Source organism: Bradyrhizobium sp. 25ACV, assembly GCF_054863005.1.
This window is the reverse complement of sequence record NZ_JAVAYO010000020.1, coordinates 17,998-42,493: the sequence shown is the minus strand read 5'-3', so window position 1 is coordinate 42,493 and position 24,496 is coordinate 17,998. Positions and strand designations below refer to the sequence as shown.

Genomic DNA, 24,496 nt, shown 5'->3' with positions numbered 1-24,496 from the left:
TGGAACTACCGCGCCGCCCCTCGACCCCATGTCCGGTTCGGCAAAGGTAGATCCGTTTTAGGCCCAGGGATCGGGACTTCCTTGCGCATGCTTTGAAGAGCTGCTGAATCCCATTCCGAAATCAGATTCTCCACAAGGGCCTTCCCCTCCGCTGACGCCGATTGATAGGCAGTAATGAGAGCGGGTCGAAGAGCGGGCTGCCTAGCAAAGGCAATCTTGGCGTCGCGCTGCACCAGTTCACGCAATTCGGGATCGCTGACGACCGAAGCCTCGCCGAGAGCGGCAGTCAGTCGTAGCGGAAGCAGTGCCAAATCGTTTGGAGCTGTGTAGTACGAGAGTTTCAGCAAGGCCGCGACGTCGTATTCGACCGATTTTTGTTCCCTCGACAGGGCCGCAAGCATGAGCCAAAGATCCCCTCGTAATGGCGAGGACCGCAGTGCCTGCGCCAGTACAGTCGGCGCGGCAGGATGGACTCCGAACTCCGGTCTTGAGGCTGCTGCTCCATTGGCCGCGGGCTGCGGGGCGGGAGCGGGTCTCCCAGACCGCAAATCGCCATCACTGCGCAGTGAGTTCTGCGGCAGCACTCTCAGAAGTGCTTGGCGTGAGGCATCATTGGCAGCGAGCGCTTCAACCGGCAAACCGCCGGGATACGACGGCTGAGCGAGCAGCCAGACCGTTTGGGCGATCAGCGCGACTGCGATGGAGCCCAATCCAATACGCATCGATGCATTACCAATCCCATATGAGCGTATTGGCGCGCATGCCGGGCCCGGACTATCCAGTCCAACGACGGGCCGCGTCGACCGCGACTGCTCGGTCACGGCGCCTGTATCACGCTGGCTTTGGGCGACCGCAAGTCCAAACAGCGCAGCAGCCAACAGCGATGCGCCGAACTCGAGAATGCCGTCTTCGACCAAGGCCAGCACAACCAATGAAGTCGCAGCGCCGGCGCCAATGGCCGCGTAGACGTAGTCATGCCTTCGCCGCAGGGAGCATCTGAGCAAGGCCCCGGCGCCAACCACCGCAACGATCAACACGCCGTACAGAAAGGGGCGGCCCATCTCGATTGCGATGGCCGCGGCAGCCGTCGGGCGCTCTCGTGACAACGGCGCCGCAATATCGCGATGGATCGGTAGCAATGCCGCGTAGGTTCCCGCGCCGGAGCCGGCATGGCCGGCATCCTGCAACATCCGCTCAGTCGCCCCCGGGGCGTGCTCGGACAGGGCGACTGTCAGATCGGCATTAGGCCTTATTGGCATGAGGGTGAAGGCCGCCAGAAACAACACTGCAGCCGTGGCCAGGACGCTCGCGATACCCCATAGCCCAGAGAACCAGTTCCGGATCGCGAACGCGGCGAGCACGATTCCCACTCCGAGCAATGCCGCTGTGGCCGTTCCCATCCCGTCTCCGCTGGCGAGGGTTGCCGACAGACAGAGAAGGGTTGCGAGGAGTGCGAACCACAGAGTCGTCGCCACTCGAAATGGGCGTTGCTTGACACGGCGGCGGTGGTCCTCGAACGCACGGGTTATCATCGCTGCGGACAGCACCAGCCCCAGCACTGCCGGGACTGCGCCGGTCGCGGCGAGGACAGGAGCATCGCCGCGCGAAAAACCGTCCGCTCCGATCGTCTGCCGCAACAGCAGGTACGCACTGACGATCGTCGAGATTGAGACCAGCATGCAGAGGAGTTGCCACGCACGCTGTCTGTCCAGCGCGACGACAGCCGTGATGAGCGCGAGGGCGACGGCAATGCTGTACTGCAAGAATGCCTGCACAGTTGCACGGACGTCCACCGTGAGCCGTTCGGCGAGGGGGGCATTCAAGGCGGCCGATGCGGTTTCCCAAATCGGATTGCCGAGCCCGTGGATAGGAACTGGCGCGAGCTGGAAGGCCATGTAGATCGCCGGTACAGCGAGAATGAGGATGAGAACGAGTCCCGACCGCCGTACCAGACTCGCGATTACGGAGGATGAGGCGAAGATTGCGGTTGCCAGCGCCGCGGTTGCGAGGAGAGCAGAGGATAGAGCTCGTTGCTGCGGGATCCCGGGCATTGCAAAAGCTGCTGCGACGGACACAACGAGTGCCAGCATCAGGAACCTGACGAGCATACCACGTCACCTCTCTGGCTTTGCGTTCCTCCGGATGCTCCGATCGGCAGACCGTCTAACGCGCAAATCGTGATGAGTGCACGGCGAGGGGCCGCTCAAGAGCTCGAAAGACCGTAACGAACATAGTGACTGTCGTCGTAATAGTCGCTTCGATGGGTGTCGTATCGCGCCATTGCCTTGATGTCCGTCTTGTTCAAGACTGCGCCGATCAGCGAGTCCGAGATCGTCGGGGCGGTGTGCAGCGCATGCTGAACGACCTCGATCTTGGTGCGTCCCCACTCGACGACGAGAACGTAACAATCGATCAGAGGCGCCGTGACCCGTACGTCGACAAGCGGACTCAGCGGCGGAAGATCTACAATGACATAGTCATAGCTTTGTCGCAGGCGATCAAAGAGCTTGCATATCGAGCTGTCGGACAGCAGTTCGCTCGAGTGAAGTACGGGCCCGCGTTGAACGGCCGGAAGAACGGCGAGATTTGTCCTCGGGTCCCGCCATACCACCTCCTCGAGTGGGCGAGCACCGTTCATGACCTCAATAATGCCATCCACGGCCTTCGGGACGAGACGGGCCGAGAGCGATGGATTCCGGAGATCGCAGTCCACTATGATGACCTTCTTTCCGCTGTGTCCGATGAGTTGCGCCACGGAAGCAGCAATCGTAGTCTTGCCCTCATTTGGGAGAGCTGACGTCAGGCCAATCACCTGGTTGGGGGTCTTCGCCGGGCTGTGATCGATCGCAATCTTGATCGCACGGATGGCCTCCGTGTACCGAGAGAGAGGCATGCCTACGACGGCGCGATGAATGTCCGGAGCGGTCGAAAGCATTCGTTGGCTCGAGTCTTCCTGCGTCTGTTGAAGCCGGGCCGACGGTCTCTGCGGCTTGGGTAAGTTCAGGATTGGCACGAGAGACAGGCACGGAAGTTCCAGCGCAGCCTCGAGCTGGGAAGAGGTCCGGAAAACGCGGTCCATTACATCTCTCACGAAACCGAGTAGCAGTCCCAGCGCGAGGCCACCCAGAAGACCGAAACTCAGCACGACCTTCGTCTTCGGTTTGCTCTTGGTTTGAGCGGCGGAGGCGGGGAAGATGACCCGGGTTTCCGAGATAGGGAAGGTCTCCTGCTGCGTCGAGCCCATGTACTGCTGAAGGAAGGTGTCGTAGAGCGCCCGCAGGCTCTTCGCGCGACTTTCCAAATCTCTTATCGTCAGCTCTGCCGAGTTCGTGAGGCGCGCCTGCGCAATGGCCACGGACAGACGTTTCTCGATCTCCTGCTGCCGCTGCTTTGCGAGTTCGGCTTCGCTGCGGCTGATCTCAGATAGTCTCTTAACCTCGTCTAGAATAGAGACCCGAAATTCACGGAGCCTGTTGCGGATGTTAACGACCGCCAGGTGGTCGCGCCCGACGCGTGCCGATAACTCGGCCTCACGCCTGGCGAGTTCCAGATATTGCTGGCGTAGCGACGTAATGATTGGACTGTTCATCGCGTCGGAGCCGATGGCATCCAGATTGTTGATCGCGGATGGCTTTGCCGGGTCGGTGCCAAGGAGAGTTTCGTAGCGGGACAGCTTGGCCGCAGCCTCCGAACTCTGCGCACGGGCGGTCGCCAGCCGAGTGTTGAGTTCCGTGATCTGCTGCTCGTCGATCGGTTTTCCACCGGGCGAAACGATGTTGTTCTGAGATTTGTAAGCGTCAACGGCACGTTCCGCGGTCAACGCCTCCTCACCGAGGTTTCGCAGCCGTTCCCGCAGCCAACTTGTTGCAGTGCGGCTGGCTTCAAATTTCGCGTCGAGCTGATCGTTGATGTAGGCTTTGGCAATTGCGTTCGCAATTTCCGCCGCTAGCGCTGGATCGCTCGAGGTGAAGTTGACTTCAATAACGTGACTATAGCCAACTCGACCTGCAGATAGGCGATCCAGAAAGCTCGCAATGGCGGCTTCTGAGAGCTGCTCTGGCGCGGCAGATTGCGCAGCTTCCGACGGATTCGATCGCCATCGTCGAAGCCAGCTCAGTAGCCAGGCTTGCAGCGACCGGGACTCCTTGAAATCCGGATGATCGCTCAATTTCAGCTGCTTGATCACGGTCGCAGCGGTTGCCTGCGACTTGATGATCTGCAGCTGCGTTTCGATCTGAGTGACATCGACGATCGGTTCGGAGAGCAACGATTGCTTCTGGAGGAATTGCGCCCTCGGGTTTTCGAACAGGACCTGAACCTGCGCCGTATAGGCTGGCGAGACCAGTCGGAGGTATATGAGGCTGGCGGCACCTGCCAGGACGGTGGTGAAAATGATGACGAGGTATTGCCGCCTTATAAAGACGAGCGCCAATTTAATGAGCTCGCCGATGCCCGCGGCGTCTTGTCGATCCGACTGCATTGGCATGGAGGAGGGCAGACGTGCCCCATCGGTCTGGAGCGTATTGGTCTGAAGCATCGGACAATTCTCTCGGCTATTGACAGTCGCGCGGGAGCACGGAGCCGTAGGCGATATTCGAATCCGCGGCCGTATTTAAAATAATATATCTGATAAATTTTGTATTGCCAATTAAATCTATCTCAGGCATTAATTGCCTTGAAAATTAACTCGATGAAGGGCCGGCGTCCGATTAAACCCGATATTTGTCGCGAACTGACCAGGCGGACTTGGTCCGCTGCGGTGCTCGGTTGGGAGGACATTGGGGAGATTAGGCCGACCGTCCGGGCGCTAGCGCCGCTTATCGGAGCGTGCGGTCATGCTGGAAGTGCGAAGTTTGGCGATTCCGGATGTCAAGCTGGTCCGATCGAAGCGCTTTTCCGATGCGCGAGGCTATTTTTGCGAGACGTTTCGTCGCTCTGCTTTCGCCGAAAGAGGAATTTCCCACGATTTCATCCAAGACAATCAATCCTGCTCGGAGCGAGTCGGGACGGTTCGCGGATTGCACTTCCAGCAGCCTCCATTCGCGCAGACCAAGCTGGTTCGCGTGTTAAGGGGAGCGATCGTTGACGTGGTGGTCGACCTTCGGCGGCGGTCGCCGACATTCGGCCAGCACGTCTCGGTCAAACTGGATAGCGAGACTGACGAGCAGTTGCTCGTTCCAAAAGGGTTCGCTCACGGTTTCTGTACGCTCGAGCCTCAAACTACGGTCTTTTACAAGGTGGACGAGGTCTACTCTCCGGACCACGACGCCGGCATCCATTGGGCAGATCCCGAATTGGCTATCGAGTGGCCGGTGAGGGCCTCGGCGGCCCAGCTTTCACCGAAGGATCGGGCGCTTCCCCGTTTCGACCAGCTTGCTTCAGTGTTTGAATAGAGGGCGTGGCATGCGTGTCCTGGTGACCGGAGGAGCGGGATTTATCGGGTCTGCGGTCTGTCGACAGCTGGTGTTGGAAGCCGGTGCCTCGGTCGTCAATGTCGACAAGTTGACCTATGCGGCCAATTTGGCCTCGCTGGCATCCATAGAAGGTACCAGCTGTTATCGATTTGAGCAGCATGACATCTGCGATCAGGAGGCGGTCACTCGTTTGTTTTACAAGTGGGAGCCAAGCGCAGTCATCCACTTGGCAGCGGAGAGCCATGTCGATCGGTCGATTACAGGCTCGGCAGCGTTCGTTAGCACCAACATCGTCGGTACCTATACTCTATTGGAAGCTGCCAGACGATATTACGACGGGCTTTCAAGCCAGAGGCAAAGACAGTTCAGGTTCATTCACGTGTCGACGGACGAGGTCTACGGTTCATTGGGGCCGGTCGACTGCTTCCGGGAAGATACCCCTTACCGGCCGAGTTCACCCTATTCGGCGAGCAAGGCCGCCTCGGACCACCTCGCGCTCGCCTGGTATAAGACCTACGGCTTGCCGGTGATCGTCTCCAATTGTTCGAACAATTACGGACCATTCCAATTCCCGGAAAAGCTCATTCCGCTGACGGTTCTCAACGCGATTGAGCACAAGCCGTTGCCTGTCTATGGCGACGGCAGCAATGTGCGCGATTGGCTTCATGTCGACGATCACGCCGCAGGCCTGATCAGGCTGCTGTTCGAGGGCAGGGCCGGAGAGAAGTACAATTTCGGCGGCGATAGCGAACGCTCGAACCTGGAGGTAGTCACCCAGATTTGTGACGTGCTAGATCGATTGCGTCCGGGGCCGGCGGCGAGGCGATCATTGATCTCGTTTGTGCCGGACCGTCCGGGACACGACGCACGTTACGCAATCGATGCGTCCAAGGCTCGCAGCGAGCTGGGATGGCAGCCGACGCGCAGCTTCGAGCAAGGTCTCGCCGGCACGGTGGAATGGTATCTGGCCAGCGGCGCCTGGTGGGCGCGGGCTCGCAATATGGTCTACGACGGCGCGCGCCTTGGTCTCCCAGCCACCCGCCACTGAGGTTGCCATGATCGAACGACCGATTCTGATTGCTGGTCGAAACGGCCAATTGGGCAGTTGCCTTCGTGATCTCGCTGCGCTTAGCGGCCTATCTGCAGTGGCCCTCGGACGTGAGGAGCTCGACCTGGAAGTCCGGGACGGGATCGACAGGACGGTCGCCTCGATCGCCCCCTGCATGATCATTAATGCCGCGGCTTATACGGCTGTGGATCGGGCAGAGTCGGAAGTCGGAAAAGCCTTCAGTGTCAACCGCGATGGTGCGGCCGCGTTAGCGGATGTCGCATGGCAGAGAAACATTCCGCTTGTGCATTTATCGACGGATTACGTCTTTGACGGTGCCAAGAGCGAGGCTTACGACGAAGCCGACGTTCCGGCGCCGTTGAACACATATGGCGCATCAAAGTTGGCCGGCGAGGCGGCCGTTTTGGCGGCGCATCCTCTCGCGACTGTCGTCAGGTCGTCTTGGATCTACAGCGCAACAGGAAGCAACTTCGTTCGGACGATGTTGCAGCTGGCCGAAACGCGTCCAATCGTAAGGGTCGTCTGCGACCAACACGGAAGCCCGACGTCAGCAGCGGAGCTGGCCGCAGCGCTCCTGAAGATCGCAGAGCGGTCGATCACGGATGATCGCCGCATCGCGGCGGGCATCTTCCATGTGTCCGGCCAGGGAGCAACGAGCTGGCACGGCTTCGCCGAGGCAATTTTCGATGGTTTATCCCGTCGTGGAGTGCGGCCACCAGCGCTGGAAGCGATCACGACTGAACAGTACCCCTGCGCTGCGCGCAGGCCCCTGAACTCCCGCCTGGACTCGTCCAAAGTGGAACGCGTGTTTGGAATTCGATTGCCGGCCTGGCGCCACTCTCTCGAAACCTGCCTCGACCAACTTGTCGGAAAAGGAGACACCGATGCTGAAGGGAATTGTCCTGGCCGGCGGCAGCGGAACGCGGCTCTATCCGATCACGCGTGTGGTCAGCAAGCAGTTGCTGCCCATCTATGATAAGCCGATGATCTACTACCCGCTGTCGACACTGATGCTGGCAGGAATCCGCGAAATCCTGGTGATCACGACCCCGGCAGACCGGTCTCAGTTTGAGCGATTGCTCGGAAATGGAAGTCAGTGGGGGATTAGCCTCAGCTATGCGGAGCAACCTCGTCCCGGCGGCCTGGCGGAAGCCTTCATCGTAGGTGCCGATTTCATCGGAACCGATCGCGTCGCAATGGTGCTCGGAGACAATATCTTCTTCGGCGGCGGCTTGCGCGAACTTCTCACAAGGGCGGCAGCCCGCGAGGAAGGTGCATCCGTGTTCGCGTATCACGTGCGCGATCCCGAACGATACGGCGTCGTTACGTTCGACGAGGCGGGCCGCCCACTACGAATCGAGGAAAAGCCGAGAAAGCCGACATCGAATTGGGCGATCACCGGTCTTTATTTCTTCGACAACCGGGTCGTGCGATATGCCCGCCGTGTCAAGCCGTCGTCGCGGGGAGAGCTCGAGATCACCGATCTGCAAATGCGCTATCTCGCGGCCGGCGCTCTCCACGTAGAGCGCATGGGACGGGGCTTTGCATGGTTGGACACGGGCACGGTCGAGTCGCTTCTCGACGCAGGGACCTTTGTGCAGACGCTTGAAAAACGACAGGGCATGAAGGTGGCTTGTCTCGAGGAGGTCGCCTTTCGGCAGGGATTCATCGATGAAGATCAGCTTCTTGGACTGATTCAGCCGCTGGAGAAGAGCGGATACGGCAGATATCTCAATGAAATCCTGCGGTTGCCCGGCGCGCGCTCCGACGTCGCAATCGATGGCTGATTTAAAGTTATTATTTTTGATTTAAATAATTGACCGGCGTGGTTCTTTTAAATTAAATACTTCGCTTGCGAAGCTCGAGGGCTGGCCATGTTGAATCAAAAGGCGAGCGTCTTCTATCGATCGGCAAGGCCGCTCCTCCCGGAAGAGGGTGATTTCGGCCAGATAGATACTGACTTGCTCGGCGCGCCCCTCTGGAATGCGATCCGGAGCAGAGACGCTGCTTGGCTGTGGAGGACGACCAGCACCCTGACGCGCCCGGACAGCCTCGGCTCGCTACTCTCCTCAGGCTCCGATCCGCGAGCGGTGGTCGCGTCTTCGCGTTCGCGGGCCGGTACGACACATTGGATAAGTTCGAGCGGCGGCTATTGGAATGTCGCCACGAATTGGAGTGCGGGTATTCCGATGGCGGCGTACGGCGCCTTCATCGACGCGCCTGGATCCTATGTTGTCACGACCAGAGCCAATGTCGATGTGGGCAGTTTGATCGTTGAAGCAGGTGTGACGATCGCGCTTGGGGAAGACTCGTCGTTCGTGGTGGAAGGTGACGCCATAAACAACGGGAGCATCAAGGTCGGATCACCCGGCGGCGACGGGGTTGCCGCAGCGGACTTCAAAGGTGATGTTCGCGGGTCGGGCGCCTTCGCGATTTCCGACAAGTCGGCACTCGAGATCGGAGGCTCGGTCTCCGGGCAGCTCGTGAACGGTTCGTTTTACGGAATAACCGTCTCCTTCGAGACGGACGTCGGCACCCTGGTCCTCGATCGCTCTGCCCAATTCCACGGCCTGATCGGAAGTTCGTCGCCGGATCGACCGCTTTCAACCGGCAATCTGATCGACCTCAGGGATTTCGCTTTCACGTCGACGATGTCCGCCTCCGTTCATTACGACCTGGGCTCAAACATCAGCACAGTCGATTTCAGCAATGGAGTCGGCAATGTCACCCTGCTGTTCTCCGGGAACGACCCAAATTGGACCTTTGCAAGTGATGGGCAGGGCGGCACGATCGTTGCAGACCCGGTCACGAACCCGATCGTCCTGGAAAATCAGAAACAAGGCACATCGCCAAATATCTGGCAGATCGACCCTGGCGCGGACTCAACGAAAATCCAGGGGTTCACGACAGCGATAAGTACCAATATCGGCGGCACCGTTCAATTCAAGATCAACAACCAGACGGGTAATCCAAATTATCGTATCGATATCTACCGGCTGGGTTATTACGGCGGCAACGGCGCCAGACTGATTACGACCGTACAGCATCAGGCCGCAACTTCGGTTGTGCAGCCGACGCCCTTGAAGAACGCATCGACTGGCCTCGTCGACGCCGGCAACTGGAGCGTGACCGACTCCTGGAGCATACCGACGGACGCCGTTTCCGGCGTGTACATCGCCAACGTCATCGACGGAACGCAGATCTTCCAGATTCCATTCGTCATCCGCAACGATGCGTCGCACAGCGCTGTGGTTTTTCAGACCTCCGATCAGACGTGGCAAGCCTACAACCCCTGGGGCGGAGCCAATCTTTACGCCGGCAACGGACCTGGCATCAACGGTTCGGCCTATGCCGTAAGCTACAACCGCCCCATTACGACACGGGACGGCGGTCTGTACGGCACCTCCAACGATATGGTGTTCTCGGCGGAGTATCCGGCGATCTACTGGCTCGAGCAGAACGGATACGACGTCTCCTATATCTCCGGCATCGACGCCGCGACCAGCGGATCACTCCTGCTCAACCATCAAGTCTACATGGATGTCGGTCACGATGAATATTGGACCGATAGCCAGTTCTCCAACGTCCAGGCGGCCGGCCGTGCCGGCGTCAATCTGATGTTTCTCAGTGGCAACGAAGTGTATTGGCAAACGAGACTCGCGCCCAGTATCGATGCCAGCCAGACGGCCAACCGCACCCTGATCTCGTACAAGGACACCCACGCCAATCAGTTGATCGACCCAACTGGAACGGCGACTGGCACTTTCATGGACGCGCGCTTCGCGTCGACTGGAGGCCTGTCGGGAATCCCTTCCAATGCCCTTACCGGCCAGGTATTTCAGGTGGACTCCGATCGCACGGATATTATCCGGATTCCGTACGACATGACGAAGTTGCGCTTCTGGCGCAATACGTCGGTCGCCAATACACCGGTGGGCCAAACCGCCTCGCTTGTACAGAATCTGCTCGGCTATGAGTGGGATTCGTCGCCTGATAACGGCTTCCGCCCGGCTGGACTGGTAAATGTGTCGTCTTCGACGCTGCAGATCACCGGCCAATATCTCCTGGACTACGGCAACACCACCGGTAACGGAACAGCAACTCATAATCTGGTCGAGTTTCGCGATCCGGTCAGCGGTGCCCTTGTTTTCGGGGCCGGTACGGTGTTCTGGTCGTGGGGCCTCGCCTCCGATCACGACCAGGTGGTTGGGTCCGCTACGCCGATTGATCCCAACGTCCAGCAAGCAACGGTCAATGTGCTCGCCGACATGGGCGTGCAACCCGCGACGCTGCAAGCGAGTCTGGTAATCGCTTCCCAATCGACTGATCACACTGCCCCGACATCCACCGTCACGAACGTCTCGGCCAGCAGCATCCCGGAGGGCCAGTCGGTTACCGTCACAGGATCGGCGAGCGATGCGGGCGGCGTCATAGGCGGTGTTGAAGTCTCGACAGACAGCGGAGCGACGTGGCATCCCGCCAGCAGCAGAGTCGGCATCGCGAATGTGACCTGGTCGTATACATTCTCCGCTGGCGCTTCCGGCCAGTACAGTATCAAGAGCCGGGCGGTGGACGACAGCCTGAACCTCGAGACGGCTGGCCAGGGCGTTGCTTACACCGTCACGCCTTCGTCGAACCTGACGATCTTCAATCCGACCGATACGCCCGCCGTAGTCACAACCAACGACGCGGGCGCTGTAGAATTGGGAGTAAAGTTCGTCGCCGCCGAGTCCGGCGACATCACCGGCATCCGGTTCTACAAGGGGCCGCAGAACACGGGGACGCATCTGGGCGATCTCTGGACGACGAACGGTGTACTGCTTGCGAGCGCCACGTTCACCAATGAAAGCGCGAGTGGTTGGCAACAGGTGAATTTCGCGACACCGGTCCATGTGCAGGCCGGGGTCACCTACATCGCCTCCTATCACACGAATACCGGTCAGTACTCTACGACCGACTTCTATTTCGACAATGCCGGCCATACGCACGGTGCGCTGACGGCGACAGGCAGCGGCCTCAACGGTGTCTATGCCTACGGTCCCGGACCGCTTTTTCCGAGCACTGTTTCGATTGTGAAAGCGCAAAATTATTGGGTCGACGTCGTCTTCAGAAATACCAGCCAGCAGCCTCAGGCCAACAATGACAGCGGCTTTAACGTAACCGAAAACGGTGTTCTGACTATTCCGGCATCGGCGCTGCTCGCCAATGATACGGATCCGGCCGGCCTGTCGTTTTCAATCACCGGCGTGAGCAGCCCAATCAACGGTAGCGTAAGCTACAACGCTCAGACTCAGACGGTCACGTTCACTCCGACCGCGAATTTCGCGGGACCGGCGCAATTTTCCTATACGATCACTGACACGAGCGAGGCCACCGGAACCGGCCAGGTTCTACTCAACGTCAACTATCCCGTCTCCGCGCAAAGCCTGTTCGCCACAAACGCCGCGCCGAGCGTGGCCAATTCGGGTGATACGAGCTCCGTCGAGGTTGGAGTCAAGTTTTCCGCTTCTGTGAGCGGGACGATAACCGGCCTGCGTTTCTACAAGGGATCATCGAATACCGGTACCCATGTCGCGCATCTGTGGAGCTCGACGGGAACGCTCCTTGGTACGGCGACCTTCGCGAATGAGACGGCCAGCGGCTGGCAGCAGGTCAGTTTCGCGAGCCCGATCGCCATTTCCGCGGGAACGACATATGTCGCGTCCTACCACACCAACGGCAACTATTCCGACACTCAGAACTACTTCACGAGCTCAGTTACGAACGGCCAGTTGACCGCGCCAGCGGCGGGAAATGGAGTGTACGCCTACGGAACGGGGACCGTCTTCCCGACCAACGTCTACAAGTCGACCAACTACTTTGTCGACGTGGTCTTCAATGGATCCGCCGCTACGAACAGGTCGCCGACCGCCGTGGCCGACACCGGCGACGCCACCGAGAAGGGCGGCGTCAATAACAGCACCGGCGGTTCGCTCGCCACGGGAAACGTCCTGACCAACGACACCGATCCGGACGCGGGCGATACGAAGACCGTAACTGCGGTCAGCTTCGGTTCGACCTCCGGTACGATCGGCTCCGCGCTGAATGGCGCGCATGGAAGTCTCGTGCTCAACGCCTCAGGGACCTTCACCTATACGGTCAGCGAGACGGATCCCGCCGTGCAGGCGTTGCGGCTTGCGACCAACACGCTGACGGATGTCTTCAATTACACGATGCGTGATGCCGCCGGCGCAACATCCTCGACCACGCTCACAGTCACCATTCACGGTGCCAATGATGCACCGGCGCTGGCGATCCAGACCGGTAACCAAACCGCGACAGTGGGTACGGCGTTCTCACTGACGCTACCGGCCGGCACCTTCACCGACGTCGATTCCAGCGACTCGCTCACTTACAGTGCGACAACGGCTGCCGGCTCCGCACTTCCTGCCTGGCTCACCTTCAACGCATCAACCCGAACCTTTAGCGGTACACCATCGTCAGCCGATGTCGGCACGCTGGGTGTGAAGGCAAGTGTGACGGATCTCGGCAGCCTCACCGCAAGCGAAACGTTCAATATTGTCGTGACGACGACCGCGAACGCTCCGCCAACCGCCGTCGCCGACACGGGTGACGCGACCGAGAAGGGCGGTGTCAGTAACGGCAGCGGCGGCTCACCCGCCACAGGAAACGTCCTGACTAACGACACCGATCCAGATGCGGGCGATACGAAGGCCGTGACTGCGGTCAGCTTCGGTTCGACTTCCGGTACGCTGGGCTCGGCGCTGAATGGAGCGCACGGAAGTCTCGTGCTCAATGCTTCAGGTGCTTTCACCTATACCGTCAATGAAACTGACTCTGCCGTCCAAGCCTTGCGGCTATCGACTACCACGCTGACGGACGTCTTCAGCTACACGATGCGTGATGCCGCCGGCGCGACATCGTCGACCACGCTCACGATCACGATTCACGGTGCGAACGATGCGCCGGTGCTGGCGGCCCAAACCGGCAACCAGACTGCAACGGTTGGTTCGGCCTTCTCGCTGACGCTGCCGGCCGGCACCTTCACCGATGTGGATTCCGGGGATTCACTCGCCTATACGGCAACTGCGGCCGACGGCTCGGCACTTCCCGCCTGGTTGGCTTTCAATGCGTCGACCCGGACTTTCAGTGGCACGCCGGCGTCGGCCGACGTCGGCACGCTCGGTGTGAAGGCCGCCGCGACTGATCTCGGAGGACTCACGGCCAGCGAGACGTTCAACATAGCAGTGGGCACGGCCTCCTCGACGGTCAGCTTGTTCTCGGCGTCCGATACGCCTTCGGTGCTGTCGACGTCCGACACATCTCAGGTCAATCTCGGCGTACGGTTCACATCCTCCGCGGCCGGCACGATTACCGGGATCAAGTACTACAAGAGTGCAAACGACACCGGCTCTCACACCGGCTCACTGTGGAGCAGCACGGGAACGCTCCTCGCGAGCGCTACGTTCTCCAACGAGACCAGCAGCGGTTGGCAAAGCCTCACATTCAGCAGCCCCGTCTCGATTGCGGCCGGATCCACCTACGTGGCGAGCTTCCACAGCAACGGCCGCTATGCGACGACGTCAAACTACTTTACCGCCGCACGCACGAACGGGCCGCTCACGGCTCCCGCGAGCAACAATGGTGTGTACACTTATGGAACAGGCAATCTGTTTCCAACCAGTACATTCAGCGCGACCAACTATTGGGTCGATGTGTTGTTCAGCAATGCGAGCGGCGGCACGAACCAGCCGCCGATCGCCAACGCCGACAGCGGCTTCAACGCCACCCAAAACGTACCGCTCAGTATTTCCGGTTCGGCACTCCTCGCAAACGATACCGATCCAAACGGGGATGCGCTAACAATCACCGGGGTCAGCGGGGCCGTCAACGGGACCGCGAGCTTCAGCGCCCAGAACAATACGGTGACGTTCACATCGGCGAGCAATTACACCGGACCGGCCTCGTTCAATTACACGATCTCGGACGGTCGGGGTGGGACGGCGAGCGCAAGTGCGACCGTGACCGTTCACGCGCCGTCAGCAAGCACCGTAAGCCTGTTCAGCTCGAATCCAACGCCAAGCGTGGTGACGGTGAATGATCCGAATTCGGTTGAGCTCGGTATGAAGTTCCAGGCGTCTACCACTGGCGACGTCATGGGGCTGCGCTTCTACAAGGGACCATCCAATACCGGTACTCACGTCGCCGATCTTTGGAGCAGCACCGGGACCCTGTTGGCGACGGCCACATTTACCAATGAGACGGCGAGCGGTTGGCAGCAGGTCAACTTTGCAACGCCGGTCACCATCACGGCGGGCACGACCTATGTCGCCTCCTACCATACTGCGGGAAACTACTCAGACGATCCGAATCTATTTGCCAGTGCGGTAACCAACGGGCCATTGACCGCTCCGTCATCCGCGTCCAGCGGCGGAAACGGCGTCTATGCATACGGATCCGGAAGCCTCTTCCCCACCAACACCTTTAACGCGACGAGCTACGCGGTTGACGTCCTCTTCAGGCCGCAGCTCGCAGCATAGGAGAGCCGCAATGCATACAGAACTCTATACTGACGGGATTGACGAGGTCACAATTGGCGGGTCGATCGTGCGGGTCGACCTGGTCAGTCTCTCGCCCACGGAACGTGATGCCAACAACGCGCCCAAGAAAGTCTTTCGGCAAAGGCTGATCTTTTCGGCGGAGTCGTTCGCGAACTCCGTGGAGGTGATGCAGAACGCGCTTCAGGGTCTGGTCGATGCCGGCGTCGTCCAGCGCTCTCGGCCCAGGACGCCGATGGCCGCGCCACAGGCGAGTGCGCGCGTCGAGCCTGCCTCGTCAGTTTCGGACAATCCGCGATCTTCCAATGCCTCAACCAACTTCCGTTGAAATCGAGAGGTTCGAACCAGAACCGCCGTCGTCCGAGGACGAGCCGCGTCGGGCTGCTCAAACGGCCCTTGAATGCCTGTCAAGGATCGCTGCCCATCACGGGATCGATCTGCCTTCTGATCGGTTGCGGCACGCCTATGCCGTCGACGAGACCGGCATCTCGACCGATCTCTTGCTGCGCATGGCTCATGATGCGGGCCTTCGCGCCCGCACGGCGCAGCTCGATTGGAAGGCGATACGTCAGCTCGGGGAGGCCTATCCGGCTCTTGTCCAGCTCTCGAACCTCAACTGGGTCCTCGTGGTCGGCGCTGGGCCGGAGGGCGACGCTGTAACGGTCTTCGATCCTCTGGCCGAGCGGAGAGGAGAGCACCTGCTGGTCGATGCGGACCGCTTCTGCGCCAGGTGGACCGGAAAGGTCGTTCTGTTCAAGCGTGAGAGCTCCCCATCGCAAGGCCACAGGCCCTTCGGGCTGCGCTGGTTCATACCCGAAATGCTGCGGGAGTGGCGGCTCCTTTCCGACGTCGCAATTGCTGCGGTTTTCCTCTATGCGCTCGGGCTGGCGCTTCCGATCTTCTTTCAGCTCGTGATCGACAAGGTTCTTGTCCACGAGAGCCTCACGACACTCTACGTGCTCTCGGCTGGCGCGATCCTTGCGCTCTGTTTCGACGCCGTCTTCAGCTTCTTGCGGCGCTACCTGCTGCTCTATGCCACGAACAAGATCGACATCCGGGTCGCGACCAGGACGTTTCGGCATCTTTTGGGACTTCCGGTAACCTTCTTCGAGCGCATCTCGGCCGGCGTGTTGGTGAAGCACATGCAGCAGGCCGGACGAATCCGTGAGTTCCTGACCGGCCGACTGTTTCTGACCGCCTTGGACGCGCTTTCGCTTTTCGTCTTTCTGCCTGTCCTTGCGCTATACAGCATCAAGCTGACGTGCGTCGTGCTGGCCTTCACCGCCATCAGCGCGAGCGTGATTGCTATTTTGATGGGACCGTTCCGACGGCGGCTCTACCAGCTTTATCAGGCCGAAGCCGGGCGCCAGGCTCTCCTCGTTGAGACCGTGCACGGCATGCGCACCGTGAAGTCATTGGCCATGGAGCCCGGCCAGAACAGGACATGGGACGATCGTTGCGCGCAGTCGGTATCGATGCGGTTTGGCGTCGAAAAGATCTCGGCGGGCGCTCAGGCCTTGACCGGTTTCCTCGAGAAGATGATGACGCTCGGCATCGTCGCACTTGGTGCGCTCGACGTCTTCGGCGGTGAGATGACGATCGGCGCACTTGTCGCCTTCAACATGCTGGCGGGACGCGTTTCGGGACCGCTGGTGCAGATGGTGACCATGGTGCACGAATATCAGGAGGTTGCGCTCGCCGTTAAGATGCTCGGCGAGGTTATGAACACGGAGCTGGAACGCGACGGTCGTCGCGAAGGGGTGCGGCCCGACTTCGCCGGGCAGATCGAGTTTGAAAACGTCACGTTTCGCTATGGGGAGGGAACGCCGGCGCTGGACGACGTGTCGTTCTCGATCGCTCCCGGCTCGATCTTCGGAATTGTCGGCAGGAGCGGTTCGGGCAAGACGACGCTGACACGCCTGATCGCGGGAATGTATCCGGTGCAGCAGGGGTTGGTGCGCATCGACGGTCACGATTCGCGCGAGATCGATCTTGCCCATCTGCGGCGGAATCTAGGGATCGTGCTCCAGGACAGTTTCCTATTCCGGGGCACAGTGCGCGAAAATATCGCATGCGTGAGGCGCGACGCCACATTCGAGGAGGTCGTCCGGGCGGCTCAGCTCGCCGGTGCGGACGAGTTCATAGAGCGGCTGCCGAGGGGATTCGACACCATGCTCGAGGAGCAGGCATCGAACCTGTCAGGCGGGCAAAAGCAGCGGCTTGCGATCGCGCGGGCCTTGATCGTCAACCCGCGTATCCTGATCCTCGATGAGGCCACCAGCGCACTGGATTCCGAGAGCGAGGCGATCATTCGGCGGAATCTGCGACGTATCGCGGAGGGACGGACCGTCATCATCGTATCGCACCGGCTTTCGATGCTGTCGGACGCAAGCCAGATCTTGGTGATCGACCGTGGACGGGTCGTCGATGTAGATCGTCATGATGCGCTGCTGTCGAAATGCACATTCTACAGGCATCTCTGGAACCAGCAGACGAGGCAAGTCGCATGACTGCGGCTGAAAAGACCAGAGCTGAAGCACCCTCAGGCAGATCCGGGCCTCCGTCCGGTTCACGGACGAGACGCCGGCTCATGAGGTCCGCGCCCACGGATTCTCGCTTTGTCGCGCAATTTCAGTCAGACGCAGCCGAGATCGAGCAGCAGATGCCACCGCGTGTGGGACGGATCACGCTCTATTGCGTCGTCGCCCTGATCGCTGCTGCGATCACATTCGCATGCGTGTCTCGCGTTGATATGATTGTGACTGCACAGGGCAAGTTGATCACGACGCGTCCGAACCTGGTCGTACAGCCGCTGGAAACGTCGGTTATTCGGGAGATTCGCGTCAAGGCCGGCGACGCCGTTAATCGGGGCGATGTCCTTGCGGTCCTCGATCCGACATTCTCTCAGGCCGATCTTGCCCAACTGCGCGGCCGCCTGGCGGGTCTCGACGCCTCCATCGACCGGCTTCGAGCCGAGTTGGACGGCACGGACTACGGCCTCGATGAGACGGCGAACGCCGACCAAGCTCTGCAGAGAAGGGTATTCCTCCAGAGGAAGGCGGCTTACGACCTTCAGATCCAGAACTATGACGCGCAGATTGCGTCCGCACAGGCCAATCTAAAAACGGCTCAGAGCGAGGAGTTGGTCCTGGCCCAGCGGTTGGACACGATGCAGTCCATTGAAGCCATGCGAAACGCGTTGATGGCCAAGGAGGTCGGTTCAAGACTGAACTTCCTGCTATCACGGGATGCGCGACTGGAGGTCGAAAGCAATATGGCGCGAGTCCGTGGCAGCATCGTCGATAACACGCATCGCCTGGACAAGGCCCGTGCAGACCAGAAAGTGTTCGCCGCCGAGTTTCGCCGCGGCGCCTATCAGGAACTTGTCGAGACGTTGCCAAAGCGGGATGGCACTGCCGAAGAGCTCAAAAAGGCGGAGCTCCGTCGGCAGCTGATCGTGCTGAATGCACCGGCGGATGCAGTGGTACTCGACATCGCCAATCGAACGGTGGGTTCGGTGGTCCGCGAGGCCGAGACTTTGTTTGTGCTGGTTCCACGGGACGAGACGCTCCGGGCGGAGGTCAACGTGGAGGGCAGGGATATCGGGCAGGTGGCGGTCGGGCAGGCCGTACGGGTGAAGTTCGAGGCATTTCCATTTCAGAAGTACGGCACCGCTACTGGCGAGGTCGGAGTCATCAGTCAGGACTCATTCTCGCCAGAGGCGAAGGCCGAAGGTGTGCGCCGGTCGTCAGCTCCTTATTACCGCGTACTGATCGATCTGCGGGACACGCACCTTCGGCTGCCGTCCGAGCGCGTTCCGTTGATGCCTGGTATGGCAGTCACCGCCGAGATGAAGGTCGGACAGCGAACGGTGATTTCATATTTCCTCTATCCCCTGCTTCGCGGCTTGGATGAAAGCATCCGGGAGTACTGAGCCGAATTTACAATGGTGTACTGGAAATGATGATCAGTCCGAATTCTGGTGTGAAATTCTTAGTGCCCGCTGAGGCGAAGGCGCCGTTAGCAAACTCGCCGCTGGTGAACTACGCGTTGCAGGGGCTTGAGCGGTGCTGGTTGCCCGCGGAGCGTCGTTGGTCGCATATTTATCACCTCGACCGGCCCGCTTCGCCGAACGAGTCGCTGCCGCATAGCGACGTGTTCTACACTCTCAACGTCTTGCTTGGGATGTCGCGGGTCGCGAAACTTCCGGCTGATATTGATCTCCCGGAGATATTCTATCGAAATGCCCTTAGGCTTACCGCGCTCCCCGTGCGCAAATATGCGTTCGGCATGGCGCTGTGGGCCGCCGCCGAGCTCCGCCTCCCGATTCCGGAGCCAGTCAGGCGAGAGTTGAAAGCGGTTCTCTCGGATCAGTCGCGGTGGCACGCTTTTCGGGCGCAGGACCTGGGCATGCTGCTGACGGGTGTCATCGCCCAGGCGAGGGAAGGCGAGAAGGAGTGGCTATGCTTCGCCGGCCCGCTCTACTGTTTCCTGAAGGAACGTTTCCATGGCGATTCCGGATTGTTCTTCGACGCGCCGTCCGGTTTCCGTCGCCGTTTCGCATCATTTGCGACGCAAACCTATCTCTCCATCGCCTGCTATCAGTACGGCGAATTTACCGGCGATGCGTCCGCGCTCGTCATGGCTGATACTTGCGTGCGCGATCTGATCGCGCTGCAAGGTCCCCAAGGTGAATGGCCGTGGTTCTTCGATGCGACGAGCGGCCGCATCCTCGATTTCTACGAGATCTATTCGGTCCATCAGTATGGAATGGCCCCAGCGCTGCTGGAATGGGCCGAGCGCTTTGGACGACGGGGAGCGCGGGAAGCGCTGGTCAAGGGATTCAACTGGGTACTCGGTCAGAACCAGCTGGGCCGGACCATGCTCGTGCCTGAACTGAACCTGACGATCCGCTCGCAGGTTCGCAAGGGTGAACTGACGACCAAGGCGCCGCGGGTATTGCGCGCGATCAAGAACATCTGGCGCGAGAACGGGGGAGAGCTGATCGACCGCCAAAATGTGGGCGTTCGGCTCGAGTGTCGCAGCTACGAGCTCGGTTGGATTTTGTGGTCATTCGGTCGGCGTACCGACCTGCAGGATCTCAGTCACAACGTCGCGTTCGAACAGCCAACCAGCTCGGCCGGCAGCGTGCCGCAGCGCAACGGCAGCGCGATCGGCTAGCGATTCCAGACAACCGTGCCCTCTTTCCGAAGTAGGGCCAGCATCCTGGTCGTTCGATGGCTGCGAACCGCGCAGAGAATGGCGATTGCTTTGAGGCGCGCGCTTATCCCATGAAGGCGTCCGCTCGTCAGTACAGTGATGGCGCCGACCGCCGGTGATACCAGGACGAGCAGGGCCGTGGCAACCCAGCGCAGCTGCCAACCGCGCGCAGCCTGTGCGGTGTTGCGGTAGTGCGCGATTTGGCGGTCCCATTTTGCATAGAGCTCTCGAAGAGAGCGGCGCGCAGGGTGGAACACGATCATCCCGGGAACGTAGCGAAATTCGCAGCCGGCGCGGATGGCCATTTGTCCCCATTGCATATCTTCCGCGAACTGAATGCCCGGGAAAGGTCCGATCTTCGCAAAGTCGGTGCGGCGAACCGCAAGATTTGCCGTGACGGAGTAGCCGTGCTTGGTGACGTACAAGCGATTGCGAAAGCCAAAAACGCTTTCATAGGCTTCAATCGCGGTGAAACGCCCTTCGGCGGCAGGCCTGATACGAACCTCTCCACCAAGGATCGTCGCCGGCCTGGCTTGCTGGAACGCCTCACGGATCGCGGTCAGCCAGTCCGGATGAGCTCGGCAGTCGGCATCCACAAAAGCGAGGATATCGCCTCTCGCGCAAGCGGCGCCTGTGTTTCGCGCCGGGCCCGGACCGGGATGCGCCTCGTGCTCCAGCCTGACGCCGGAATGGCCGGCAATGACGTCTATCGGCGGCACGGTCGATCCGTTGTCCACCACGATGATCTCGAACAAATCCCGTGACAGGGTCTGCGCATCCAGGCTTCGCAGACAGGCTTCCAGGGCGTCAGTCTGATTGAGGTGGGGAATAATGACCGAGATCATTTTGTTGATGCCCCTATTTAATTCACGTTGGCCTGCGGCATATCTGCCGGGGCGATATTTTAGCGTCTCTGAAGGAGGTTGATGCATTTAATCCTTGCAATTAAATGTTAGGCAATTATTATCGTTATTATAATCTTAAATGCAACTTAAACAAATTGCGTTTTGGAGGTCGGTTCAAATGCGAGCATCGTTCCTAGCGTGCCCCATCGACCTGCTGACAATGGCGGAAACCGTCGAGCTCGCGCGCGGCGCCATGCGCGGCCGCCGACGGCTGCAACATGTCGCGTTGAACGTTGCCAAATTTGTCAATATGCGATCGGACCCCATGCTCGCGGCCGATGTCGCCAACAGCGACATCGTCAGCATCGACGGCATGGGAATTCTCTGGGGCGCTCGAGCTCTGGGGCTGCCGGCGAGGTCACGCGTCGCCGGCGTCGATCTCCTGGCCGAGTTGCTCGCGGTATGTGCGCGGGAAGGTTACAAGCCCTATTTCCTGGGAGCCACCCCCGCCGTCCTGCAGCAGGCAATGCAGCGCGCGCGAGAGAGATATCCCTCACTCGTCTTCGCCGGCTGGCACGATGGTTACTTCAAGCCGGAGCAGGAGAGGGAGGTCGTGCGGGACATCCAGTCCAGCGCGGCCGATTGTCTCTTCATCGGCATGCCAACACCGCGGAAAGAGCGCTTTCTCGCCGCCCATCGTGACGAGCTCGGCGTACCCTTTATCATGGGCGTCGGCGGTGCGTTCGATATCCTTGCGGGCACCGTTCGGCGCGCGCCGGCGCGGATTCAGGGGCTGGGCCTCGAATGGCTTTACCGCATCTATCAAGAGCCCGGGCGGATGTGGTGGCGATACGCCACAACGAACACGTTGTTTGCGGGCATCCTGGTGCAAGCGCTCGTCAAGCAAGCGATAGGGCATACATTTGGCGCGCCGGGCGCCGTGCCGCCGGGCCCGAGTCGGATCGGAGGGTGAGACGTGCGCAAGCATTTTTTCATCCTTTTGGGAACCCGACCAGAAGCCATCAAGCTCTTTCCGGTCATCAACCGACTCAAGGCCGAGAATCGCAAGGACATTTCGCTAACGATCTGTGCGACGGCACAGCATCGACAGTTGCTTGATCAGGTCCTCAAGCTCGCCAAGGTAGTTCCGGATTTTGATCTGAACGTCATGACGGCCAATCAGTCGCTGGATCATCTGACGGCCCGGTTGCTCGGAGAGGTCGGCGAGCTCCTCGACAAAGTGAAGCCTACCAGGGTTATCGTCCAAGGCGACACGGCGACCGCCATGGTCGGCGCGCTGGCGTCCTATTACCACCGGATACCGGTTTCGCACATCGAGGCGGGACTGCGCAGCGGCGACATCTTCGCTCCGTGGCCCGAGGAGGTGAACCGCAAGATCGTCGGGTCGATCGCCGATCAGCATTTCGCGCCGACAGAGCGCGCTGCCCGCGCGCTGCGCTCCGAGAACGTCTCGGACGACCGCATCCATGTCACCGGAAACACGGTGGTGGACGCGCTGATCCTCGCGAAAGCCATGGTCGAATCCGATCCGGGGCTTTCGTGCCGCTGGGACGGGATCAAAAAGCGACACGGCAATCGGCGCATCATCTTGGTGACCTGCCACCGCCGAGAGAATTTCGGCGGCGGTGTCGTCAACATCGTGAACGCACTGGAAACGATCCTGTGCAGGGAAGACGTTGCTGTGGTGCTCCCCGTGCACCCGAATCCGAATGTCCGCGACTTGTTTGCGTCCCGATTGTCGGATCACCCGAGGGTCGTCCTCATTTCTCCACAGGAATACACGGACTTCGTGAGCCTGCTGTCGTTGTCACATCTGGTCCTGACGGATTCAGGAGGCGTGCAGGAGGAGGCCCCCACCTTCGGCAAACCAGTCCTGGTGATGCGGGATACGACCGAGCGTCCTGAGGGGGTGGAGGCCGGGACGGCGCGCCTGGTCGGCGCCAACTACGACAAGATCGTTGCCGAGACATTTCGCCTGCTCGACGATGACGAGACCTATGCCGCCATGGCCCGTTCGCATAATCCGTTTGGTGACGGGCACGCGAGCGAGCGTATCGTGAAGGTGCTTCTCGATGCCTGAATTTCAGAAGATCAATGTCGTTGGACTTGGCTACATCGGGCTCCCGACCGCAGCGCTGATTGCGAGCCGGGGAATGCAGGTGGTCGGTATCGACACCAATGAGCGTATCGTCGATACGGTCGCATCCGGAAAGATTCACATTGCAGAGCCCGATCTCGATGGTCTCGTTTCCAAGGTCGTGTCGAGCGGTGCCCTGACCACCTCCACCAAGCCGCAGCCTGCCGACGTCTTCATCATCGCAGTGCCGACGCCGATCGACCGTGAAAACCGTCCAGACCTTTCAAGCGTTAATGCTGCAGTCGACCAAATCGTCGACATCCTTGCGCCGGGTAATCTCGTCATCCTCGAATCGACATCGCCGATCGGGACGACCGAGGCCATAGCAAAACGTATCGTCGAACGCAGGCCAGATCTACACATAGGTGTCAACGGCAAGGAAGACGGAGCGATCTACGTCGCCTACTGTCCAGAACGCGTGTTGCCGGGACGGATCCTGACAGAGCTTATCAACAACGACAGGTGCATCGGGGGAATTACGCCAACATGCACGCGGCGTGCTCAACGCTTCTACAAAATGTTCGTTCGAGGCGCCTGCGTCGGGACCACAGCGCGCGCAGCCGAGTTGGTCAAGCTGACGGAAAACGCCTTCCGCGATACCAACATAGCATTCGCGAACGAACTCTCGCTGATCTGCGAGCGGTTCGACATCAATGTCTGGGAGGTGATCGACATCGCCAACCGCCATCCTCGCGTAAACGTATTACGGCCAGGACCGGGAGTAGGCGGGCACTGCATTGCGGTCGATCCCTGGTTCATCATCGACTCCGCACCAGACCTCGCTCGGGTGATGCGAACAAGCCGGGAAGTCAACAACGCCAAAACTCAGAAGATCATCGAACGTACAGAGGCGCTGATCGACGATCATCCCTATGCAAACGTCGCTTGTTGTGGATTGACCTTCAAGGCCAATGTCGACGATTTGCGTGAGAGCCCTGCCATGGAGATCGCCACGCATCTCGCGGCAAAATACGGAGAACGAGTCAAGGTCGTTGAGCCGAACCTTCGCCGTCTGCCGCCTCAGTTGGCCGATCACCGTGTCGCTTTCGTGAACATCGAGGAGGCTCTGCGCAGTTGCGAAATCGCGGTTCTCCTTGTCGATCATGACGAGTTCAAGATGGTGCCCCTATCGGAGCGCCGACATCTCGACGTCATAGATACCCGGGGCATATGGCAGGACATGCCAGCGCGGACCTAGTGCCCGGCGTGAAGGGATCGTCGGCAATGGGATG

15 protein-coding genes are annotated in these 24,496 nt (G+C 60.0%); 12 read left to right on the top strand and 3 right to left on the bottom strand.

Going from position 1 to position 24,496, the window contains the following annotated elements; genetic code table 11:
- Positions 1 to 5: 5 nt before the first annotated feature.
- Together RAD04_RS33385 and RAD04_RS33380 are read right to left on the bottom strand one after the other, a co-directional pair.
- Positions 6 to 1,895: a hypothetical protein gene (locus RAD04_RS33385; RefSeq protein WP_461627195.1), complete on the bottom strand. Its 1,890-nt coding sequence runs from the start codon at positions 1,893 to 1,895 to the stop codon at positions 6 to 8.
- A 308-nt stretch (positions 1,896 to 2,203) separates the two neighbouring features.
- Positions 2,204 to 4,537, bottom strand: a complete 2,334-nt coding sequence (locus RAD04_RS33380; RefSeq protein WP_461627194.1) for an AAA family ATPase — start codon at positions 4,535 to 4,537, stop codon at positions 2,204 to 2,206.
- 298 nt (positions 4,538 to 4,835) lie between these two features.
- Here RAD04_RS33380 and rfbC point away from each other — a divergent pair, with 298 nt between their 5' ends.
- From rfbC to RAD04_RS33335, 9 genes are all read left to right on the top strand, one after another.
- Positions 4,836 to 5,393, top strand: a complete 558-nt coding sequence (gene rfbC / locus RAD04_RS33375) for a dTDP-4-dehydrorhamnose 3,5-epimerase (RefSeq protein ID WP_461627193.1) — start codon at positions 4,836 to 4,838, stop codon at positions 5,391 to 5,393.
- A 10-nt stretch (positions 5,394 to 5,403) separates the two neighbouring features.
- Entirely contained in the window at positions 5,404 to 6,462 is a 1,059-nt protein-coding gene (rfbB, locus tag RAD04_RS33370) for a dTDP-glucose 4,6-dehydratase (RefSeq protein ID WP_461627192.1), read from the top strand.
- Positions 6,463 to 6,469: 7 nt separating this feature from the next.
- Entirely contained in the window at positions 6,470 to 7,459 is a 990-nt protein-coding gene (gene rfbD, locus RAD04_RS33365) for a dTDP-4-dehydrorhamnose reductase (RefSeq protein ID WP_461627191.1), read from the top strand.
- Positions 7,368 to 8,270, top strand: a complete 903-nt coding sequence (rfbA, locus tag RAD04_RS33360; RefSeq protein ID WP_461627190.1) for a glucose-1-phosphate thymidylyltransferase RfbA — start codon at positions 7,368 to 7,370, stop codon at positions 8,268 to 8,270. The genes rfbD and rfbA overlap by 92 nt, the downstream gene beginning before the upstream one ends.
- A gap of 696 nt (positions 8,271 to 8,966) precedes the next feature.
- Positions 8,967 to 15,023: a DUF4082 domain-containing protein gene (locus RAD04_RS33355; RefSeq protein ID WP_461627273.1), complete on the top strand. Its 6,057-nt coding sequence runs from the start codon at positions 8,967 to 8,969 to the stop codon at positions 15,021 to 15,023.
- A 10-nt stretch (positions 15,024 to 15,033) separates the two neighbouring features.
- Positions 15,034 to 15,369, top strand: coding sequence for a hypothetical protein (locus tag RAD04_RS33350; RefSeq protein ID WP_028143639.1), 336 nt, complete (start codon positions 15,034 to 15,036; stop codon positions 15,367 to 15,369).
- Positions 15,347 to 17,551 (top strand): peptidase domain-containing ABC transporter, encoded by a 2,205-nt coding sequence (locus tag RAD04_RS33345; protein ID WP_461627272.1) that lies wholly within the window; start codon positions 15,347 to 15,349, stop codon positions 17,549 to 17,551. The genes RAD04_RS33350 and RAD04_RS33345 overlap by 23 nt, the downstream gene beginning before the upstream one ends.
- Positions 17,552 to 17,631: 80 nt before the next feature.
- Positions 17,632 to 18,975, top strand: a complete 1,344-nt coding sequence (locus RAD04_RS33340; protein WP_461627189.1) for an HlyD family type I secretion periplasmic adaptor subunit — start codon at positions 17,632 to 17,634, stop codon at positions 18,973 to 18,975.
- Between the two features lie 26 nt (positions 18,976 to 19,001).
- Positions 19,002 to 20,222, top strand: coding sequence for a hypothetical protein (locus tag RAD04_RS33335; protein ID WP_461627188.1), 1,221 nt, complete (start codon positions 19,002 to 19,004; stop codon positions 20,220 to 20,222).
- Here RAD04_RS33335 and RAD04_RS33330 read toward each other — a convergent pair.
- Entirely contained in the window at positions 20,219 to 21,106 is an 888-nt protein-coding gene (locus tag RAD04_RS33330) for a glycosyltransferase family 2 protein (RefSeq protein WP_461627187.1), read from the bottom strand. The genes RAD04_RS33335 and RAD04_RS33330 overlap by 4 nt on opposite strands.
- 178 nt (positions 21,107 to 21,284) lie before the next feature.
- Between RAD04_RS33330 and RAD04_RS33325 the strand changes: the two genes are divergently transcribed.
- From RAD04_RS33325 to wecC, 3 genes are read left to right on the top strand one after another with little or no spacing between them, the layout of a single operon-like run.
- Complete coding sequence (locus tag RAD04_RS33325; RefSeq protein ID WP_461627186.1) at positions 21,285 to 22,079, top strand: WecB/TagA/CpsF family glycosyltransferase; 795 nt, start codon at positions 21,285 to 21,287, stop codon at positions 22,077 to 22,079.
- A 3-nt stretch (positions 22,080 to 22,082) separates the two neighbouring features.
- Positions 22,083 to 23,207, top strand: a complete 1,125-nt coding sequence (gene wecB, locus RAD04_RS33320; protein ID WP_461627185.1) for a non-hydrolyzing UDP-N-acetylglucosamine 2-epimerase — start codon at positions 22,083 to 22,085, stop codon at positions 23,205 to 23,207.
- Positions 23,200 to 24,462: a UDP-N-acetyl-D-mannosamine dehydrogenase gene (wecC, locus tag RAD04_RS33315; RefSeq protein ID WP_461627184.1), complete on the top strand. Its 1,263-nt coding sequence runs from the start codon at positions 23,200 to 23,202 to the stop codon at positions 24,460 to 24,462. Before wecB ends, wecC begins: the two co-directional genes overlap by 8 nt.
- The last annotated feature ends 34 nt before the right edge of the window (positions 24,463 to 24,496 follow it).

What these genes read in the sequence shown, in the direction of transcription:
- rfbD (WP_461627191.1), top strand. Translation starts at nt 6,470, where the DNA reads ATGATCGAACGACCGATTCTGATTGCTGGTCGAAACGGCCAATTGGGC.
- RAD04_RS33380 (WP_461627194.1), bottom strand. Translation starts at nt 4,537, where the DNA reads ATGCTTCAGACCAATACGCTCCAGACCGATGGGGCACGTCTGCCCTCC.
- rfbB (WP_461627192.1), top strand. Translation starts at nt 5,404, where the DNA reads ATGCGTGTCCTGGTGACCGGAGGAGCGGGATTTATCGGGTCTGCGGTC.
- RAD04_RS33340 (WP_461627189.1), top strand. Translation starts at nt 17,632, where the DNA reads ATGAGGTCCGCGCCCACGGATTCTCGCTTTGTCGCGCAATTTCAGTCA.
- RAD04_RS33385 (WP_461627195.1), bottom strand. Translation starts at nt 1,895, where the DNA reads ATGGCCTTCCAGCTCGCGCCAGTTCCTATCCACGGGCTCGGCAATCCG.
- RAD04_RS33330 (WP_461627187.1), bottom strand. Translation starts at nt 21,106, where the DNA reads ATGATCTCGGTCATTATTCCCCACCTCAATCAGACTGACGCCCTGGAA.
- rfbA (WP_461627190.1), top strand. Translation starts at nt 7,368, where the DNA reads ATGCTGAAGGGAATTGTCCTGGCCGGCGGCAGCGGAACGCGGCTCTAT.
- RAD04_RS33325 (WP_461627186.1), top strand. Translation starts at nt 21,285, where the DNA reads ATGCGAGCATCGTTCCTAGCGTGCCCCATCGACCTGCTGACAATGGCG.
- wecC (WP_461627184.1), top strand. Translation starts at nt 23,200, where the DNA reads ATGCCTGAATTTCAGAAGATCAATGTCGTTGGACTTGGCTACATCGGG.
- RAD04_RS33335 (WP_461627188.1), top strand. Translation starts at nt 19,002, where the DNA reads ATGATGATCAGTCCGAATTCTGGTGTGAAATTCTTAGTGCCCGCTGAG.
- RAD04_RS33350 (WP_028143639.1), top strand. Translation starts at nt 15,034, where the DNA reads ATGCATACAGAACTCTATACTGACGGGATTGACGAGGTCACAATTGGC.
- rfbC (WP_461627193.1), top strand. Translation starts at nt 4,836, where the DNA reads ATGCTGGAAGTGCGAAGTTTGGCGATTCCGGATGTCAAGCTGGTCCGA.
- RAD04_RS33345 (WP_461627272.1), top strand. Translation starts at nt 15,347, where the DNA reads ATGCCTCAACCAACTTCCGTTGAAATCGAGAGGTTCGAACCAGAACCG.